This is a genomic window from Streptomyces caeni, assembly GCF_042678285.1.
Lineage (GTDB): Bacteria > Actinomycetota > Actinomycetes > Streptomycetales > Streptomycetaceae > Streptomyces > Streptomyces caeni.
Genome location: NZ_JBHUDX010000109.1, coordinates 1 through 18,000, shown reverse-complemented (window position 1 = coordinate 18,000; position 18,000 = coordinate 1). Strand labels below are relative to the sequence as shown.

Sequence of the window (18,000 nt, the reverse complement as noted above, 5' to 3'; positions counted from 1 at the left end):
CCTCCGGATCAAGCAGATCCAGTATCAGCGTGTCCACCACTCAGGGGGAGGCCCCGTCGGATCACTGGAATCCGGCCCGCGCTGGTTGGCTTCAAGGTGTCTGTAGGCGTTTTCGAACGCGCACAACATGGCGTAGTCAAGGTCGAGCGGCTCGGAGTAGAAGACGGCGAATGCGCGCAGGTGTTTCAGGATCGGCTTGATGTGCTTGAGACGGAGGCCGTCGTGGATGTCGTCGACCTCGTCGTAGTCGGTGAGACCTTCCAGTGGGTCGAACCCGTTGTCCATGAGGCGGTTGCAGGCATCACGTAGCAGGGCCGGGCCCGCGCCGACTTTGCCATAGTCGAGGTCCAGCAGGGTGGCATGGGGGATGTCCAGGTCATTGAGCAGCCTCCACATGTGGTTGGTGTGTCGGCCATCGAGCGGCACCATCGCGATGAACGATGGGTCCAGTTGGACACCGTGAGCCTGGGCGATCCGGGGGATGACGAGTTGCTCGGTGTCGCCTTCGCCGAGCACCACGAACTTGGCGAAGTACAGCTCCGGGTGGGCGCGCACTGCTTCGCGTACGTACTTTCCCGCCTCGGTGGTGTCGCCGGGGAGGGTAATCTCGCGGACCGATGTGGTCGCGGTGGCTGGCTCCGTGCGGAAGTATCGGACGTCTTCGGGCCGGATACGGGGCATGACGCTGGCGGAGTGGCTGGAGAGGATCGTCTGTGTCGCCGTGGTGCCGCTCAGGTCTTGCAACTGACTGACGATCCGGGACAGGTAGAACGGCGAAAGGCTGTTCTCGGGTTCCTCGACCGCGATCAGGGTCAGGTGCGGCAGGTGAGCGGCTTGCAGTGTGAAGTCATCGATGTGCTGGCCGGCACAGACTGCGGACTCGACGTCGATAGCTGCCGCCACTAGGGCGAGGTGCAGAAGCGACCGCTGCCCGTCGCTCAGCATGCGGGCTGGCCTGGGCCGACTGTTGTGGTCGGGCTCGAAGACGAGTTCGGAATCGCGGACCAGCTGGTTGAAGTCGCCGTCGAGGAGTCGCAGCTTCGGATCCGCGTGCATCCCCGCGTCGTGCAGCTCCTGCCACCGGGCCGTCAGCGCGCCTTCGACCGCCTGGACCACGGGCTCTTCAGTGAACTTCTCGGCGACTTCAGCCGCGTGGCCAATGACGAGGTCACGCAGGCCAGTTGACCACTGCGCAGCGCGCCACAGCCGGCTGCGGAGGAAGGCCGTCACCTGACGCACGCCGTCACGGGACGCCGGGATGTAGATCATCTGGATACGACTGCGCTCCGCAGCAGTCAGCTGCACGTAGTCGTCCTCGTCGTACTCCTCGGCAAGGGTGTTGACGATCACGCGTGACTCGGTGATCGCCCCCTCCACCGTGCCGTCATCGACCCATTCGGCCCGGAGCGCCACCCGGACCTTCAGGTCGCCGTCCTCCGTGGCGGCCATGCGACGGAAGAACTCCGGTACCGCTCGGGATGCGCTGGCCTGTTGCTGGCGTTCCGCATTCACCGCGGCATCACCATCGTCGTCTTCTCCGACTTCGTCGTTCTCCCCGCTGCCGTCGAGTTCGGGGAAGGCGAGCACTGCTTCGATCGTGAGCTCGCGGCTGGCGGGCAGGTCGGTCTCGCTGACGGGCACGTGAAAGTCGTCTACACGTACGGACCGCTCCTGCCCGGATATCCCGAACAACCGCAGTAGCGCCTCGCAGGCCGCGGTTTTGCCCGAACCATTGGCGCCTATGAAGGCAGTCATGCCCCGGTCCAGGCGGAGGGAAGTGCGCCCCGGCCCAAAGCACTTGAAGTTCTCCAGCACGAGCTTCTCGATGAACATTCGTCACTTTCCGGAACAACGACGTCATGAACGGCGACTGCGCACATGACGGTATCGAAACTGTGTGATCTCGGTGCCATATCGATCAAAGTCGGCGCCGGTCCTGGCTGAGGCGACACCAGGAATCGCAGCTGACGAGAGCCGTGCTAGAGGTGCGGCTGCCCTACCCCGTACCGGATCCTGATCTCGCGTCGACTCGCTCCGTAGAGCGAACAGGCTTAGGCGTCATCTCATGTGGTGGGGACCGATTTCGGGGTTCGTTCAGCTACTCCGCGACGCTCGCGATGAGCGTGTGGATCTCGGCACTGAGGTTGCGCATGTCCTCCCCTGCCGCGTGCATCGTGGTGGTCTCGAACTGCCATTCCTCGGAGGGTGCCCGGTCGCGAATTCCCCACGTCAATCGGACGTGGCCACCAGGGTGGTGTTCCGCTGAGAGGGTCAGGTCGTAGCAGAGGGAGTGCCAGGTGCGCACTCCTTCCCAGCCCCGGAAGGCTTCGGCAAGTGAGGCGAGGAAGGTGTCGAGACCGTCACCGTCCCAGGTCTCCACCGAGGTCTCGACACTGCCCCAGGATCCGCGGGCCCTGGCGAGGAAGTCCAGTGTTGGTTCGTCCTCGTACCGCCGGGTCGGCTCCGAGAGCAGTAGGCGTGCAGGCCCGGAGTCTCCCACCTGGACCATAGGGCGGCCGGACTCGTCGTAGTCGATCACGCGGGTTAGGTTAGAAGACTGGGCTGGGCAGCCGTCGCCCTCTCGGACGGGCCGGCATCGGACGTAGCCGCTTTGAGGCATGATCGCCAGCTATGGCTGTGGATCTTGATCGGGATCTCGTTCCGGACGGGCTGTGGGAGATCGCGGCGCCGCTGATACCGCCGTTCAAGCCACGTCGGCAGGGCGGTGGAACGGCTCCGGTGGCGGACCGGAAAGTGTTCTGCGCGATCGTGTACGCGCTGACCACGTCGTGTGCTTGGCGTCGCTTGCCGCCCTGCTTCGGCGTGAGCCCGGCCACTGCGCACCGCCGGTTTGCTGCCTGGACAAGGGCCGGCTTTTGGCGGCGCCTCCATAACGAAGTCCTCAACCGGTTGGGTGCCGTGGGGGCGATCGACTGGTCCGCTGCTCTGGTCGACTCTGCCTCGGTCCGGGCGAAAAGGGGGGCCAGCTCGTAGGGCCGAATCCGGTCGACCGGGGCAAACCCGGCGCCAAGCTCCACATACTGACTGACGCCCAGGGCCTGCCGCTGGTCACCGCAGTCTCTGCTGCGAACACCCACGACAGCCTTGCTCTCAAGCCTCTGGTCGCGGCTCTCCCCGCCGTGCGCTCGCGGCGCGGACCCCGACGCCGCAGACCCGCCAAACTCCGCGCAGACAAAGGGTACGACTACCCGGAGATCCGTCGCTGGTTGCGGAACCGGAACATCACACCCAAGATCGCGCGACGTGGCATCGAGTCGAGCGAACGCCTGGGCCGTTACCGCTGGAAGGTCGAACGCAGCATGTCCTGGCTGTTCAACTACCGGCGCCTGACAATCCGCTATGAACGCAAGAGCCGGTACTTCGCTGCCTTCCTCAGCCTTGCCGCCACCCTGATCTGCTACAAGCGGCTCGTCAAACTCGCCACGTGAGATGACGCCTTAGCAGCCGGTCTCGGATTCGTGGCCAAACGGCCATTGAATGGCCAGCTGACGTGAGATTCGGCCACAGGATCTGAGATCCCACAGGTGTAGTTCTCAATCTCGATGTCATATACCGGCGCTGTGACCTGGGCGTTCTAGCGCTGTCTCAAGCCGCGTCATGCGGCAGAAGTCTCAGATGGTTGGCGTTTCCTCGGCTCGGACCTGTTCTTCGCGCTCAGGGTGTCTCATAGGGCATGGGCCCTCTGGCCGGTGTCGTCGACTTGTTCGGGGGAAGGAGGAACCACCGTTCTGATGGCTCCTCCAGCTCCCAGGTCGCTACAGATACAACCGGCTATTGCCGGGGATGGGTCCATCCCGCAGCACGGATCTTGTTATCGGGAGGCGTCAGCGCTGCCCGCATCCACTCCTCCGCTCGCGCGACCGGCTGTGGCTCACGACGGACGGCGACCGTTAGGGCCCATCGCCAATTGGCAGCATCGGTTGGGCGCGTCCGGCGGTGCCCACGAAGACGGGCCGTCAGCGACTGGGTCGTACGGCCGCAGTATCGGGGCCGGTAGGCCGCGTCGAGCATGAGATACAGGGTGGGGCCGAGTGGCAGCCCTGCTGTGGGATCCGCAGGGCCGACCGGCCAGGCGACGACTGGGTCCGCTGTGGCGCTCGGGTCCACGAGGGCCTTCTGAATTGGGGTGGCTGCCAGGACAAGGCGCCAGCGCTGGACAATTGATTGGTCCGCGGTGAGCGTGTGCGGAGGCATCGTCACACCTCGCGCCGGTCTGCATCGCGAAGCCGTGTCGGCTCGGTCCCGGCCGGTGGACGCACGTCGAGCAGTGCTTCCTCAAGGTCGCGCAGGTTTTGGTGGACTTGCTTCCAATCCGCCCGGCCACCCATTGGATGCTCCGTCAGCGGGGAGGGAAAGTCCGCGGCTTCTGCCGTAAGGCGGTCTACCACAGCACGGGCCTCGCCGATGGTGTGGAGGAGGTTGATGCGGCTCTGTTCGTTCCGCTCCTCCCGCGTGATCTTCTGCTCTGCCTCCCGCTTCATCTGTTCCTGGCGGCGCTTCTTCTGCTCGTCGGCAGCACGTTCGGGGTTGGCCTGCGTGAACAGGTGCTTCTCAAGGAGGATCTCGTGGGTGGCGCCGTCCGGGATCGGCTCGCCGACCTCATCGACGTGGGCGTAGGTGTAGTGGGCCTGAACGGATTTGCCTTCGCCGGTGCCGCCAGCCTTGTTGGGGTCGAAGGTCTCCACCACGGTCTTGGCCTGCCAGCGGCCCCGGACCGTTGATGTCCACGGGGCGAGGACAACGGGCGGGGTCGCCCGATACGGCACACGGCCATCATCGACCTTGCTGCCGGTGTCGCGTGTCAGCACGGCGTCTGCCATCAAGGCGGTGCCAGAGAGCACAGTGAGGGTGTGCTGCGCGTTGGCGTCGCCGTCGTCGGCGAGCTTGCGCAGCGTCTCGGCGCTGGCTGGCGTGGGTTCCCACTCGCCGAAGACGCCCGGGTACAGGACGCCCCCATTACGCCAGGCGCGGCGGGCCACGTCGGTGGTGGCCGGCTTAGCAGCCCGCCAGGGCATGTCGATGAGCACACCGAGGAACCCGGCGTAGCGGTCGTCGCGAACCTGCCCGAAGCCCCGGTCGCTGCGAATGAAGCGCTTGGCTTCGTCGAAGATCCTGTACCGCGTCAGGGTGTGGACGATCAGCACGGCCCGCCATAGCGGGTGGATGCGGCCGTTGGGGCCGTGCATTGGGTCGCTGTCCCAACCGGGCACGAGCGAGGTGATCTCCTCCGCCGTCAGTTCCTCGTCGGCGACCAGCGCTGCAAACGCCGGGCTGACCATCTGCCGGTGCAGGAGATGGTTGACCATCCGACGGGCAGTCATGGCGTCCTGGGCTGCGTCGCTCCAGCGGTTGATGCTGATATGCCGGGAACTCTGTGCCGTGGCGACGGCAGCCGCAAGCACGTCGTCGGCGTCATCTTCGTTAAGGACGGCGCCCACGATCAGGCGGACCGGCACGGCGCGGGTCTGGAGCTGACGCAGGGTGGCCATGGTCATGCCGTCGCGCGCCAAAGCGGCGTTGTGGCGCTCGGCATCGCGGTTGTATGCGCGGCGGCGCGCGGTTCGGGATGCGGCGAAGTTGTTGCCGATGGTGCTGACGATGGTGCGGGTTTGCTCAGCGGGGGTCGTCGCCTCCGGGTTGTAGTGGCGTGCTGCGGCGGCGCTGACGTAGCGCGAGGTTCCGTCGATAAGCGCTGCGGTCATCGTCGGCGGGCTGTTGTCGGCGTAGTGGGCCTCGGTGAGTACCGCCTCGACCGGGGTCATCACACCGTTGCTGAGGACGGAGTCACTGTAGTCGGCCCCCTCCTGAAGCAGCGTCTCCCGTGCTACGGCCTCGACGACTTTGCGTGCATGGGCGGGGCTGTCGTACTCGATCTTGAGCTGCGCCAGCAGCTCACCGGATGCGTTCCGGACACCAGTGGGAGCTGGCGCCGGAGGGGCCTTGACCTGACCGGACAACCGCGGGTTACCGAGAACTGTGGAGAGGCTCTCTGCATCAAACAGGCCCTCAAGGACCAGGAGTTGCGTGGCTCCCGCGTAGAAGGAGTTAAGGCCGTCGACCTTGTCCTTGTGCGTGGCCAAGATGGTCAGGCGCGGGATGTCGAGGAAACCGCCGACCGCCACCTCGATCGCCTCGTCCGTGAGGTTGATCCGCGGATTATTCCGCATAGCCCGGCGGAGCTGGCCCAGTTCCTTGGCCTCCGCAACCGGAAGCGGGCCGGGGACGCGATCGATCTGGACGAGATCACCGTTCTCGTCTGTCAGCTGTACAGATGTGGAGCTCACTGATGAGACCTCGCTCGTCAGGTGCCCCGCCGCCGTGTGCGCGGGACGCGGAGACCGCACGTGACATTCCGGGGACAACGAGGCCATTGAGAGACGAGGCCGGATTCCAACCGGCTGTCTCAGGACCCCCTGCAGATCTGCTGCCAGCACACCAACCTGTCGCGGTGTGCCCCGCCCGTTCCTGATCACGCAACTTGCTCACGACGGAGCGTAGTCGAACCGACGGCAGGCGAGGGTGAGTTGACGAAAGTTCCACGTGCAACTCTGTGACAGCTGCGGGTACGCGGTCCAGCGAGGCCCTGGCTGGCCGACTGTGGCCCGGCAACACCGGGACGACCGCCGTGCCCAACCAGCAGCGCGCTCGGATCCATGTGTTCTTCGCGCCGAGTGTGCCGCATGTGACATCCGGCGGGAAGCGACCGATGCCTGCGACGTCTCACCGCGACCTGCAAGTCTCAGGTCCGTGTCGGATCCGACTTCGAGCCGACACCAGTTGTGAGATTCCGACGTGAAACGTGAGATCCCACAACAGGGGTGGGCCGCCGTAGTTCGCCGGGGGCAGACAGGAAAGATCGCGGAAAGACTGGCCAGCACGGGCGAGAGCATGTCAACGTGGACGACCTTGTAAGAAACCCCAGGTCAGAGAGGTGATTGCCTGTGACCGTGGCTCCCGCCGGCCCCGGTTTCTCCACCACCGTCGAAGCCCTGCGACGGCGCGAGTGGCAGCTGGGTTCTGGCCAGCCCACGCTCGTCATGGACCAGTTCTCCGCGGAGGACTTCAACCTCATCGTGGACGACCGTGCGGACGTACACGTCAGCTCCAAGGACGGCCGGTTCTACCTCGGCTGGTTCCCGCTCGGTCGTCCCGGCACCGACGGCGAGGGATGGAAGATCGCCGTCACCGGCACGGCCAACGTACGCGGCTACCAGCTGTCGTTCGACACCGAGACGCCGGCCGACATCGTCGCTGCCGCCGTGGCGCGCGTGCTGGAAACCTCACGTCGCGTATGACAGTGCCCCACGCGTAGTCCTCGCTGGGAGGGTGGCCGGCTGACTGCCAGGCCGCCGGCTGATTCCACCGCTCACCGTTTTCCTCACCCAAGGAGGCCGTTCATGACGTCCACGGAGATGACCGTCGGCGATCTCATCGACCTGCTGTCTGGTTGCGACCGCAGTGCTCCCGTCCGCCAGGCCATGAACCCGTTCTTTCCGATGGCACACCGCTTGGCGCAAGTCGTGCAGTCCGTGGACGAGACCGGCCAAACCGTCGTCTACCTCGCCGAAGGCCGAGACGAGGGCTCACAGCTCGGCCATCTGCCGCCCGAGGTCGCCGTCGCTCTGACCTGGCAGGGCGACACGCAGGCACCGCCGCGCCGCCCCCGCCGCCGTGCCGGCGGCAACTAGACCCGCACCGAGCCCTTTGGAGGCGCCCCTGTACCCCGAATTCCCGCCCAACCCGTCCACTCCACGCGGCGGCCAGCTCGCGTTCTGGGTCGGCCCCCGGCACCTGGCCGGTGACGATGGGCGCCTCTACGACACCGTCGCCGACACGCTCGCCGGCCTGGGCTGGACGAGCCTGACGATCGTCCGTGGACGGCACGAGCCGGACGAAGCACCCGAGGACCGCCAGGTCCTGCGCAGCACCGTCCTGCACATCAGCCCCGACGCGCGCTGCTGGGCGCAGTGGAGCCTGGCGGACGAGCCGTTCCACCTGGGCGACTTGCCGATCGCCTGGCAGATCTCCGCCCGTGCGGACACGAACAACCCGCTCGCCCAGTGGTCGGCCTACTTCACCCCCGACGTCCCCGGCGAGGCCGTGACCGACTTCCTCGTCGCGCTCGACGCCCGCGACCAGCCCGCCCTGCCGCTCGCCGGCCCCGAGCTGGTCCTCGACACCGTCGCCGCACACGGCTGGCTCCGCGACATCGACCAGCCCCAGGCGGCAGCGACGGACCCGACGTTCACCTCGCACATCAGCCTTGGCGAGGTGCCGCCGCTCATCCAGGACGCCGACCCGCGCACCCTGGTCGCCGAGGCCGACGCTGCGGGACCGGCCGGATGGCAGGCATGGGCCGAGCCCGCGCTGGGCACGCAGTGCCTGTGGGCGGCGTCCTTCGCAGCCAGCGTCCCGCACGACCTGGTCGCCGCGTTCGCCGCCTCGCTCAGCTCGACCGCACCGGTCCTGCGCCGGGTGCTGTCGGCGAGCACGCGGGACCGGCTCCTGCGCGCCCCGGCTGGCTGAACGCCGGGGTCCGTCCTTCATTCGACGCATGAAGCCCGGCCTCCCCGATTTCGGGAAGGGCGGGCTTCATGCTGCTGTGTTTGCCGGTGCGCTGAGGGGTCCGGACCGTGACGGCAGTATGTGACGACAGCGGCGACAGAGCCCGTAATCCCCACCAGCAGTGCCATCTTGCCTGCCCAGACGATGCGTTCCACGATCTCGCCCCGATTGTCAGACCGGAGTGCCATCGTTCGTCCAGGTTCACCCTTACGACGACCACCTCATGGTCAACCCGCACATCTGGGGCCAGCCGGCCAGCGCCAACCCGCTACTCCAGCTCCGCAACATAGACGGCGGGGAGTGGTTCCAGCGGTACGGCGACAGCTTCGAGGCCGTGTGGGCATCCGCGCGCCCCTGGGCGCCCGACAGACAGGAGTAGCACTGCCGTGGGCAGGACCGAGTACTACCACGACCCCAAGGCCCCCAAGGCCAACACCCTTATCCCCGCCAGCAACCTGCTCGTGGTCAACGACGAAGGCGCCATCCTTCTCCAGCGACGCCGCGACACCGGCCAGTGGGCCCTGCCCGGAGGAGCCCAGGACATCGGCGAGAGCCCGGCGCAGTGCGCCGTCCGCGAGTGCGAGGAGGAGACCGGCATCGTCGCGGAGGTCACCGGCTTCCTCGGCGTCTACTCCAACCCGGAGCACATCATCGAGTACACCGACGGCGAGATCCGGCAGCAGTACGAGGCCGTGTACATCGGCCGCCCCGTAGGGGGCAAGCCAACCGTCAATGAGGAGGCTGACGGCGTGCGCTGGGTTCACCCGGACGACCTGGACAAACTCGACATCCACCCGAGCATGCACGAGCAGATCGGCCACTACCTGACCGGGGCTTACCCCTACCTCGGCTGACCGCTCGGACTTACAGCTCCACGCCGGCCTCGACCGCAGCCGCCCGCACCCGATCCACACTCGCGTGGATGTGCGGGGCGGCCCGGCGGATGAAACGCCCGACCACGCTGTCCTCGCCGTAGCGGCCCAAGATCTCCTGCAGCCGCTCATGGGGCGTCGTCCGTCGGCCGTCCGGCGTCGTGGTCATGTCGCAGTAGACCAGCGCGTCCACGAGGAACGGATCATCCAGGAGGGGGAACTCGTCGGCCAGCTCAGTCCGGAGGTCACGCTCCTCGGCTTCGAGCAGCGCATACGAGTGGTTCGCGACCAGGCGGACAACCCGTCCCTCCGCCCCGTGCACGTCACGGAGGTACCGTGCTCCGTCCAGCGGATGGAATCCGGTAGAGGCGAGCGGGGGCGCGTAGCCGATGTCATGCAGCACCGCAGCGGCTTCCAGCACCTCGGCGCTGTTACCGGCCAGCGGCGCCAGCGTCTGGGCGCAAGCGGCAACCCCCTGCGAGTGTGCCCACCTGCGCGGGAGGCTGCTACTCAACAGCTCACCAGCCAGTTCGTACGCCCAGTCAACCTTGGTCGCTGCCACCTGGGGAGGATATGGCAGCAACGGCGAGGACGTCTTGGACATCCTGGCCGTGCGCAAAGGGGAAGCCTGTACGCTGCGGGAGCCGCCGAAGCGTTTCTCGATTGCGGACCCGATCGCGGCGTACGTATCCTTCCGGGCAACGCGTTGACGGAGACGAGTAGCCAGGGATCACGCGAGCCGAGAGAGCTGCTGGCAGCTGGGAAGGCAGCCTCGCGCCCCAGGGCGAATCCCCTCCCGAGTGCGGGGAGGAACGGCCTCAGGGAAGGTCCAATGCCCCGCCGGTTGACCCCCGTGACCGGGTCGTGATGAGGCCACCATCTGCTGGTGGCGAAGGCGCGGTGGCACCGCGAGTTGCCCCTTCTCGCCCGCGCTCCCAAGGGATCACGTCATGATGACTGATCGAACGGAGCACGGCAGGATGATCGATGTCACCCTGATTCGCCAGAACCCAGTCCATGTCCGGCAGGCACTCGCCAAGCGGGCGGTCCACGTCGACCTCGACGAGTTTCTTCGACTGGACGACGACTACCGACAGGTGCGGGCTGAGATGGAACGCCTCCGTGGGGAGCGCAAAAGGATCTCGGGCGAGATCGCGAAACGGCAGCGGGTTGGCGAGGGCGTGGCAAGTCTGCACGGCGAAGCATCGGCCGTGGGCGAGCAGCTGACCGCCGTCGAGGCGCGGCTCATCGAACTGGAGCAGGCGCGTCGGGCCTTCCTTGATCCGCTGCCGAACCTACCCGACGCGGACGTGCTGGCCGGGGGCAAGGAGAACAACGAGGTCATTCGTGAAGCCGGCCAGCGTCCGGAGTTCGGTTTCACGCCCAGGGACCATGTGGAGCTCGCTCGAACTCTGGGCTTGGTCGACTATGAGCGGGGCACGAAGCTCGGCGGCAGCGGCTTCTGGATCTACCGGGGTGACGGCGCGCTCCTGGAGTGGGCGCTGCTGAACCACTTCCTGGAGGCCCATGTGCGGGACGGCTATGAGTTCGTGTTGCCACCGCACATCCTGACCTTCGCGGCCGGGTACACGGCGGGCCAGTTCCCCAAGTTTGCGGACGAGGTCTTCGCCTTGGAGCAGGGGGAGCACGGTCCGGAGCGGTTCCTGCTACCGACCGCGGAGACAGCGTTGGTCAATCTGCACCGGGACGAGACGCTGCCCGAATCGGACCTGCCTCGGAAGTACGTCGCGTACACGCCGTGCTACCGCAAGGAGGCTGGCGGCTATCGCACGGCTGAGCGGGGGACCCTGCGCGGTCACCAGTTCAACAAGGTCGAGCTGTTCCAGTTCACCCGCCCTGACGCCTCGGACGCCGCACACGAGGAGCTTCTCGGCAGAGCGGAGGACTTGGTAAAGGTACTGGGCCTGCACTATCGGATCACGCGACTCGCGGCCGGCGACACCAGCGCAGCGATGGCCAAGACGTACGACGTCGAGGTGTGGCTGCCGAGCATCGAGGCGTACGTCGAGGTCAGCTCGGTGTCGAATGCCCGCGATTACCAGGCGAGGCGTGGCAACATCCGCTGCCGGCCCCAACAGGGGAAGTCGACGTTCGTCCACACGCTGAACGGCTCAGGTCTGGCTACGAGCAGGCTTGTGCCCGCGCTGCTGGAGCAGCACCAGCGGGCCGACGGCACGGTGGAGGTACCCGACGTGTTGCACAAGTGGATCCCGAGCGGCGTCCTGACAGCACCGCCCTCGGCCTGAGCTGAGCGGGCTGTCTGTCGAACACTGAACGGGTGGGCCCCAGGTCAGAGTGACCAACCACGCCGGTTGGCCAGCCATCGCAGTGTGACCTCTCCGCACCACGTCTGGTGCTGGCGAAGATGCGGTGACCAGTCTGCTGCGGGCTGTCCGCCGGAGGTGAGGAAGAAGCCGGAGAGAGCGGCGAGAGCCGCATCGAGTTGTTCGTCGGCGACTCCGCGGGCGGTGGGGTGCTGGGTGAACAGGGCGGTGGCGTCGTGTCCGTCGGCGTAGGCGGTGGCCAGGAGCAGGACGAGGTCGAACCAGCTTGCACCCAGGCAGGGCCAGTTCCAGTCGCAGATCCACGCGGCGCCGTACGCATCGATCAGCACGTTGTCCTGTCGTAGGTCGTGGTGGAGGACGGCATTGCCTGCGACGGCCTTCCGCCATCCGCTTTCCAGGCTGGCCAGCACGTCCAGTAGGTCGAGTGGTACCCAGGAAGGCAGGGCGTTCGTGGGCGTGGCGCCTCGGGCGAGGTTGCGCCAGTCGGCGAAGTCACCGCCGTCACCCACCGGCTTGAGGCCCACATGCTGGAGTGCTGTGGGTGGGGTGGAGAGTGCCTCTGCTGTGATCCTGTACGCGTCGAGAGTGGCCGTTAGCTCATCAGGCTTCCACGGTGTGGTGGGCATGCGGCCACCGGGGACAGCGTCGATGCCGAGAACGACCCATCCGTCGTGCTCCTCAATCCACTGCAGGCGTGGGGCCGGAATCTCTGCCGGGAGCGCCTGGTTGATCAACGCTTCCCTGCGGTAGGAGTCGGCCAGCACGCTGTTGTCCGGGCTCTTGACCGCCTTGACGAACAGAGGTCCGAAGGCCCCGCGGAGTACAGCGGCGAAGCCGCTGGTAAATCCGCTCCCTGCGCTGCGCCCGGCCTGTACTGAGCCTCCGAGGCGTCGGGTGATGAGCCGGCGAACGTCTTGTGGGAGGTCCTTCCAGTCTGGGCGTACCGCTGTGGCGTTGTACTGAAGGCGCGAGGTGATGATGTCGGGCATTCCGTCAGGATGGGGGAGCTGTGTTTCCCGGCGCCACGAAATTGTCACGCGGATCCGTGTACGTCCATTCGCTGACTGAGCCTCGTAGGCTGCGCGCCGGGTAGCGTCATTATCAGTGCGACTGCACCTCTTCCTTCCTGGCGCCGTTGATCGTCGGGTGGCCGCACCTGCTTCCGAACCTGCCTACTGGCACGATGACGATCTACGCAGAAATCTCGCTGTCGTCTCGAGGCCCTGGCTCGCTATCCTCCGTCACAACGCGATGACGGAGACGAGTAGCCCGGGATCACGCGAGCCGAGAGAGCTGCTGGCAGCTGGGAAGGCAGCCTCGCGCCCCGGGGTGAAGACCCTCCTGAGTGCGGGGAGGAACGGCCATGTTGTCCAATGCCCCGCCGGCTGGCCCCGTTACCGGCCACGAATGAGGCCGCCACTGTCGAGTGGTGGTGAAGGCGTGGTGGAACCGCGAGTCCCCTTCTCGCCCGCGCCCCCAAGGGATCACCATGACGCCCGGGAGGGCTGCGATGATCCATACGACCGATCGTGTACTGGTGTCTGACCTGCGCGAGCACTTGGGTCGAACCGTTTCCGTGTCGGGCTGGGCGCACACTCTGCGCCTGCTGAGTAAGGTCCAGTTCGTCGTCGTACGCGACCACACGGGCATGGTGCAGGTCACCCACCGGCGCGGCGGCGCAGGCGACGAAATCGAGGCCGCCCTGCAGCAGCTCACGCCGGAGTCCGCGGTGCGGATCACCGGCCGCGTCGTCGAGAACCCGATCGTGAAGCTCCACAGCCTGGAGATCATCCCGGAGCGGGTCGAGGTCCTGAACCGGGCCGCGACACCGCTGCCCATCGACGAGCACACGGGCCTGGAGCACCGCCTGGACTGGCGGTTCTTGGACGTACGCCGCCGTCCCGCCGCTCAGCTGATGTTCGCCGTGCAGACCACCCTTGAGCAGGGGATGCGCGAGTACGCCTATGCCCAGGGCGCCACGGAGATGCACACCCCCAAGCTCATGGGCACCGCCTCGGAGTCTGGCGCGGAGGTCTTCGAACTCGGCTACTTCGATCGCAGCGCCTATCTCGCCCAGTCGCCGCAGTTCTACAAGCAGATGGCGATCTCGGCCGGAATCGAGAAGGTCTTCGAGATCGGCCCCGTCTTCCGTGACGAGCCGTCGTTCACCTCCCGGCACGCCACCGAGTTCACCGGCGTCGACGTCGAGCTGGCCTGGATTGACGGCGTCGAGGACGTTATGGCGTTCGAGGAGCAGATGCTCGCCCACGCCATCGCCAAGGTCGCCGGTGCACACGGCGAGGCGGTCCGGGAGCAGTTCGGCGTGGAGATCACCGTCCCCACGACGCCCTTCCCCCGCATCACCATGGCCGAGGCGCACGACATCCTGCGCAAGGGCGGCTGGGACTCGGAAGGAATCAAGGAGGACCTGGACCCGGAGGGCGAGCGGAGCATCAGCGCCCACATCCAGCAGGCCACCGGCCACGAGTTCGTGTTCATCACCCACTACCCCGTGGGCATCCGGCCCTTCTACCACATGCGGCCGGCCGACGACCCGAGCGTGACCCTGAGCTTCGACCTGCTCTGGAAGGGGCTGGAGATCACCACCGGCGCCCAGCGCGAGCATCGCTACGACGTGCTGCTGAAGCAAGCCGCGGAGAAGGGCGTGAGTCCGGAGCCGATGCAGGACTACCTGAACGCGTTCCGGTACGGGTGCCCACCGCACGGCGGGCTGGGCATGGGCCTTGGCCGCGTACTCATGGTCTTGCTCGGACTGGAGTCGATCCGCGAGGCCACCTTCCTCTTCCGCGGACCGAACCGGCTCACCCCATAGCTGGCCTCTGTGCTTTGCCGGCCTACGTCGGGTTCCCCTTCCCGGGTCTCGTTCACTGAGAGCATGGACAGGTGAGTATTGAGGGAGTGGGGCGCTGGGTGCCGGCTCGTCCCGAAGATCTAGCTGTCATGTTCGCTGCGGCCGACTTCCCGTGGTGGATCGCTGGCGGGTACGCGATCGAACTCGCCGTCGGCCGTGAGCTACGCCCGCACGGCGATCTCGACGTCCTCGTCCTCCGACGGGACCAAGCTCGCGTGCGCGATCTCTTGACCGACTGGGACCTGTACGTGGCGGACCCACCTGGTATGGGGCGGCTGCGCCCGTGGCGTTCTGGGGAGACTCTTCAGCCGCCCCTCCACGACATCTGGTGCCGACGCACGCCTGAGGCACCCTGGTCCGTGCAGCTCATGCTGGACGAGGCGGAGGGCACCCATTGGGTCTCTCGGCGTGCCCCACGGATCCGGCTTCCGATCGAGCGGTTGGGACGAAGAAGCGGGACTGGTATCCCCTACCTGGCGCCCGAGGTGCAGCTCTACTACAAGGCGAAGGCGACACGGGAGAAGGATGAGACAGACTTCGAAGCGGTACTGCCGCTGCTCGGCGAACCTCAACGCATGTGGTTGGCGAACGCCATCGCAGTAACCGTGCCGGACCACCCATGGCGGCAGCGTCTTACGCCACCGGACGCACACAAATGAGACGTCAGCCGCCGAGCGCGGCCCGCGGGTGACACGAGAGTTGTACAACCTGAAGCCCTGGCACTCCATGAGTGAACACTTGGTCGACGAGGCAATGGCGACGCCACGCTAACCAACCGCAGGCAGATCAGGCCGATTTCAGTGTCCACGACCAGTTCCTTAGCTCGTCGGGAGGGCGGTCTGATTACCCGAAGCTGCCTCGTCCTCCGTCCGCAGCACGCACCGAGGTGTTACCGGCTCAGTGCGGCGTCGAGATATACCTGCACCGCGTCGAAGAGGTCGTATGGCACGTACGCGGGAATCTGGGCATGCCGGACCCATGCCACCTCAGCCAGTTCATCGTCGTCCGCCACGTAAGGAGCGCCGGACTCTACGACACAGGCCACGTAGGTCATCTTCCGGCCAGTCTTGGGGTGAACCCGTTCTCCGAGGACCTTGAGAGCGGTCACCTCCATGCCGACCTCTTCGCTCGTCTCTCGCACGGCTGCTTGTTCAGGGGTCTCCGTCCCCTCGATCTCGCCCGCCGGGAACTGCCAAGACAGTTGACCTTCCGCGACCCGGCGGCGAACCATGAGCACGGCGCCGTCCTGTACCACGATCGCGGCTGCGATGCCCGGTCGCTCTTGTGCCGTTTGCTCGGTCATACGTCTTCCTCCAGTGCTGCCAGCATCGGCGGGTAGATCGTGTCGACGGACATGAAGCGGCCCTGTAGGTTCTCAGATCCCGTGTCATTTTCTCAGTCGCGATGTCATGTGACTGGCCGAACTGACACGGGATTGAGAATCGCTGGCCACTGCCGTCACTCGTTTGAGGACTCCGTTGCCAGCGGGATACCGCACAGCGGGCAGCCGTTTGCGTGGTCGTCCTGACAGACGTAGCCGATGGCACCATCCACGCACCATTCGGCGGCCTCCTCGGACAGCAGGTCGGGCCCGGCAAGGAGCAGCCGACGAAATTCCGTGGTGTCCGCAATGTCGGCCGGCCGGTTGGTGAACCACTCGTCGAACCAAGGCTTGTCCCGGTGTATGCGCCAGTGCGCATTCTCCCGGTCTTCGACAGCCGTAAGGAACCGATCGACGATGCGCCCCCAACTCGGTGCTCCGAACCAGCCGTTGTCGAACGCGCACAAGGATTCGACCAGGGTTCGCAGACCGAACTCCTTCTCGCTAAGGCAGTACCTTCGCCCCCATGAGATCGCGACCTGTGCCATCTCCGCGAGTTCTACGCGCGGATCATCCTCGTGTGCCGGGTCGTCAGGGTTGTGGCAGGCCAGCCCGAGCTCGAGCACAGACTGCCCGGTCGGTAGAACCCGGGACGGGTTGACGATCGCGAGACCGAGACCGATCCAGTCGACATGCTCGAACGACAGCATCGAGCGCACGAGTCGGGTGGTTGCCGCGTTGATCCGCATCATTGTGCCGTCGTGCAGCGGACTCTTCCCGGCATGCCAGTTCTCGACGGGTGTGTTGCGCCACACGGCGAGCGTGATGCGGGTGGCAGCGAGCCACAGCAGGGCGTCGTCGTCGAGGTGCCCGAACCGCTTGGCGCACTCCTGGGCGCCGTAGGTGATCAACTCTTCCGGTTTCGGCCACCTGTGGCTGTCGGGCCCGTCAGGCCCTTCAGGCGCGTACTCGTAGTCATCGGCGTACTCGTCGAGGATCGCGCTCAACTCGGCTGCGCTGTAAGCCTCGCTGTACTCGGAGCTGTCCGGGTCCTCGACGGTGTACATGTCGTGGTCCCAGGAGACGTACACGTCGCCCCAGAGCACGACGTCATCGCACTCGCTGGCGTTGTCCGTCACAACCGGCCTGATGGTGATCGGGGCAGTACGCCCGTCGGTTCGCTCGCCGTCCTTCTCGGCAGCCCATGCAGTGATGACCCCGAGCGGCTTCGGAAGGAGAGGACCGACCTCGGTGATGCTGAACGGCTCGTCGTCGTCATCGGTGTCGAACCGGCTGTTGACGAACGCGACCGCCTCGGAGGGCGAGCTGACGATGGACTGGGTACCACTCTCGTTGTCAACCACTCGCCACAACGCGCTGTTCTTCACGATGCTCTCCGATCGCGGTGAGTGCACCCGGGGCGGGTGCGATGCGCCGGGTCGCTCGGCACTGACTCCAATTATGGGCTGATCAACCCGTCCGTAGTCCCGCAGGCGCTTGTCAGCGACGACGCTCGGGACGTTCGTGTGCAACGAAGGTGTGTGAGTGGGTGGAACGGATGGTTACCGATGCAGGTTCGTGACGCCCCGGGCCGCGTTGCAGCCTGCTGGACAGCCTGAGGAAATGACACCGATCTGAGACAGCCGCCTGCCGACACAACGTGAGACTCAAGGGAAATATCCAGGTCACAGGGTCGGCGCCTGACACTGAAATTGAGAACCTACAGGCCCGCCGCATTCTTCGCCGCCCAAGCCGCTCTTCAACCGCATCACTGTTCGTTGCGTCCCCTGCCAGGTACACGCAGTGGACACCCGTCGCCGGATGGATCCGCTCACCGAGACCGCGCCGTACAGCACAGTGCACGCCCGTCTAATCCAGCGTCTCGCGGGCAGCCGCGGTCCCTCCTGCCGCAGATCATCCCGCCGCAGCTGTTCCTCGCTCCGTAGAGGGGGGAAGTTGCCGCAACCGACCTCGTCCTCGGCGAATGCCGGGTCTTCGAACTTGAGCGGTGCATCTGGTCAAGCGCGCTGACTGTTCGTCACG

Annotated in this window: 16 protein-coding genes and 1 pseudogene; 9 read left to right on the top strand and 8 right to left on the bottom strand. The window is 66.2% G+C overall.

Translation table 11 applies throughout. The features are described 5' to 3' along the window. Window positions 1-24: 24 nt before the first annotated feature. Together ACFSL4_RS33500 and ACFSL4_RS33495 are read right to left on the bottom strand one after the other, a co-directional pair. The gene (locus ACFSL4_RS33500; protein ID WP_381091351.1) at window positions 25-1,833 is read right to left on the bottom strand and encodes an ATP-dependent nuclease; all 1,809 of its coding nucleotides are present in this window, start codon (window positions 1,831-1,833) and stop codon (window positions 25-27) included. Between the two features lie 265 nt (window positions 1,834-2,098). Then, window positions 2,099-2,509 carry a DUF6228 family protein gene (locus tag ACFSL4_RS33495; RefSeq protein ID WP_381091355.1) on the bottom strand — a complete coding sequence of 137 codons (411 nt, stop codon included), beginning with the start codon at window positions 2,507-2,509 and terminating at the stop codon, window positions 2,099-2,101. A gap of 122 nt (window positions 2,510-2,631) precedes the next feature. On the opposite strand from ACFSL4_RS33495, the gene ACFSL4_RS33490 reads away from it, so the two are divergent. After that, window positions 2,632-3,449 (top strand): IS5 family transposase gene (locus ACFSL4_RS33490; protein ID WP_381091349.1). Its coding sequence is split into 2 segments (ribosomal slippage): window positions 2,632-2,974 and window positions 2,974-3,449, totalling 819 coding nucleotides; the frame shifts between segments, so codons are not numbered across the junction. A 768-nt stretch (window positions 3,450-4,217) separates the two neighbouring features. Here the strand turns inward: ACFSL4_RS33490 and ACFSL4_RS33485 are convergent. Beyond that, the gene (locus ACFSL4_RS33485) at window positions 4,218-6,305 is read right to left on the bottom strand and encodes a hypothetical protein (protein ID WP_061915892.1); all 2,088 of its coding nucleotides are present in this window, start codon (window positions 6,303-6,305) and stop codon (window positions 4,218-4,220) included. A 657-nt stretch (window positions 6,306-6,962) separates the two neighbouring features. On the opposite strand from ACFSL4_RS33485, the gene ACFSL4_RS33480 reads away from it, so the two are divergent. The 5 genes from ACFSL4_RS33480 (at window position 6,963) to ACFSL4_RS33460 (ending at window position 9,440) form a co-directional block, all read left to right on the top strand. Continuing rightward, window positions 6,963-7,316 carry an SPDY domain-containing protein gene (locus ACFSL4_RS33480; protein ID WP_061915895.1) on the top strand — a complete coding sequence of 118 codons (354 nt, stop codon included), beginning with the start codon at window positions 6,963-6,965 and terminating at the stop codon, window positions 7,314-7,316. A 102-nt stretch (window positions 7,317-7,418) separates the two neighbouring features. After that, the gene (locus ACFSL4_RS33475) at window positions 7,419-7,709 is read left to right on the top strand and encodes a hypothetical protein (protein ID WP_061915897.1); all 291 of its coding nucleotides are present in this window, start codon (window positions 7,419-7,421) and stop codon (window positions 7,707-7,709) included. A gap of 16 nt (window positions 7,710-7,725) precedes the next feature. After that, a complete protein-coding gene (locus ACFSL4_RS33470) occupies window positions 7,726-8,547 on the top strand; it encodes an SPDY domain-containing protein (RefSeq protein WP_381091347.1) in 822 nt (273 codons plus the stop codon). A gap of 220 nt (window positions 8,548-8,767) precedes the next feature. Further along, entirely contained in the window at window positions 8,768-8,965 is a 198-nt protein-coding gene (locus ACFSL4_RS33465) for a hypothetical protein (protein WP_061915900.1), read from the top strand. Window positions 8,966-8,972: 7 nt separating this feature from the next. Next, window positions 8,973-9,440: an NUDIX hydrolase gene (locus tag ACFSL4_RS33460; protein ID WP_061915903.1), complete on the top strand. Its 468-nt coding sequence runs from the start codon at window positions 8,973-8,975 to the stop codon at window positions 9,438-9,440. Between the two features lie 10 nt (window positions 9,441-9,450). On the opposite strand, the gene ACFSL4_RS33455 is transcribed toward ACFSL4_RS33460, so the two are convergent. Further along, the gene (locus ACFSL4_RS33455) at window positions 9,451-10,020 is read right to left on the bottom strand and encodes an HD domain-containing protein (RefSeq protein ID WP_381091344.1); all 570 of its coding nucleotides are present in this window, start codon (window positions 10,018-10,020) and stop codon (window positions 9,451-9,453) included. A gap of 418 nt (window positions 10,021-10,438) precedes the next feature. Between ACFSL4_RS33455 and serS the strand changes: the two genes are divergently transcribed. After that, on the top strand, window positions 10,439-11,725 hold the full coding sequence (gene serS, locus ACFSL4_RS33450; RefSeq protein WP_381091342.1) for a serine--tRNA ligase: 1,287 nt from the start codon (window positions 10,439-10,441) through the stop codon (window positions 11,723-11,725). A gap of 44 nt (window positions 11,726-11,769) precedes the next feature. Here the strand turns inward: serS and ACFSL4_RS33445 are convergent, their stop codons facing one another. Beyond that, entirely contained in the window at window positions 11,770-12,753 is a 984-nt protein-coding gene (locus tag ACFSL4_RS33445) for a phosphotransferase family protein (protein ID WP_381091340.1), read from the bottom strand. Window positions 12,754-13,274: 521 nt separating this feature from the next. On the opposite strand from ACFSL4_RS33445, the gene aspS reads away from it, so the two are divergent. After that, complete coding sequence (gene aspS / locus ACFSL4_RS33440) at window positions 13,275-14,597, top strand: aspartate--tRNA(Asn) ligase (RefSeq protein ID WP_381091338.1); 1,323 nt, start codon at window positions 13,275-13,277, stop codon at window positions 14,595-14,597. Window positions 14,598-14,725: 128 nt separating this feature from the next. Beyond that, window positions 14,726-15,295: a nucleotidyltransferase domain-containing protein gene (locus ACFSL4_RS33435; protein ID WP_381091353.1), complete on the top strand. Its 570-nt coding sequence runs from the start codon at window positions 14,726-14,728 to the stop codon at window positions 15,293-15,295. A gap of 230 nt (window positions 15,296-15,525) precedes the next feature. On the opposite strand, the gene ACFSL4_RS33430 is transcribed toward ACFSL4_RS33435, so the two are convergent. The 3 genes and pseudogenes from ACFSL4_RS33430 to ACFSL4_RS33420 all read right to left on the bottom strand — a co-directional run. Next, entirely contained in the window at window positions 15,526-15,939 is a 414-nt protein-coding gene (locus ACFSL4_RS33430; RefSeq protein WP_381091336.1) for an NUDIX hydrolase, read from the bottom strand. Between the two features lie 155 nt (window positions 15,940-16,094). Then, on the bottom strand, window positions 16,095-17,345 hold the full coding sequence (locus ACFSL4_RS33425; protein WP_381091334.1) for a hypothetical protein: 1,251 nt from the start codon (window positions 17,343-17,345) through the stop codon (window positions 16,095-16,097). A gap of 370 nt (window positions 17,346-17,715) precedes the next feature. Then, window positions 17,716-17,856: pseudogene (locus tag ACFSL4_RS33420) on the bottom strand (NUDIX hydrolase); the annotation flags it as partial. Window positions 17,857-18,000: the final 144 nt, after the last annotated feature.

Coding starts and splice junctions, on each gene's coding strand:
- ACFSL4_RS33500 (WP_381091351.1), bottom strand. CDS start 1,833: ATGTTCATCGAGAAGCTCGTGCTGGAGAACTTCAAGTGCTTTGGGCCG.
- ACFSL4_RS33495 (WP_381091355.1), bottom strand. CDS start 2,509: ATGGTCCAGGTGGGAGACTCCGGGCCTGCACGCCTACTGCTCTCGGAG.
- ACFSL4_RS33475 (WP_061915897.1), top strand. CDS start 7,419: ATGACGTCCACGGAGATGACCGTCGGCGATCTCATCGACCTGCTGTCT.
- serS (WP_381091342.1), top strand. CDS start 10,439: ATGATCGATGTCACCCTGATTCGCCAGAACCCAGTCCATGTCCGGCAG.
- ACFSL4_RS33445 (WP_381091340.1), bottom strand. CDS start 12,753: ATGCCCGACATCATCACCTCGCGCCTTCAGTACAACGCCACAGCGGTA.
- aspS (WP_381091338.1), top strand. CDS start 13,275: ATGATCCATACGACCGATCGTGTACTGGTGTCTGACCTGCGCGAGCAC.
- ACFSL4_RS33435 (WP_381091353.1), top strand. CDS start 14,726: ATGTTCGCTGCGGCCGACTTCCCGTGGTGGATCGCTGGCGGGTACGCG.
- ACFSL4_RS33430 (WP_381091336.1), bottom strand. CDS start 15,939: ATGACCGAGCAAACGGCACAAGAGCGACCGGGCATCGCAGCCGCGATC.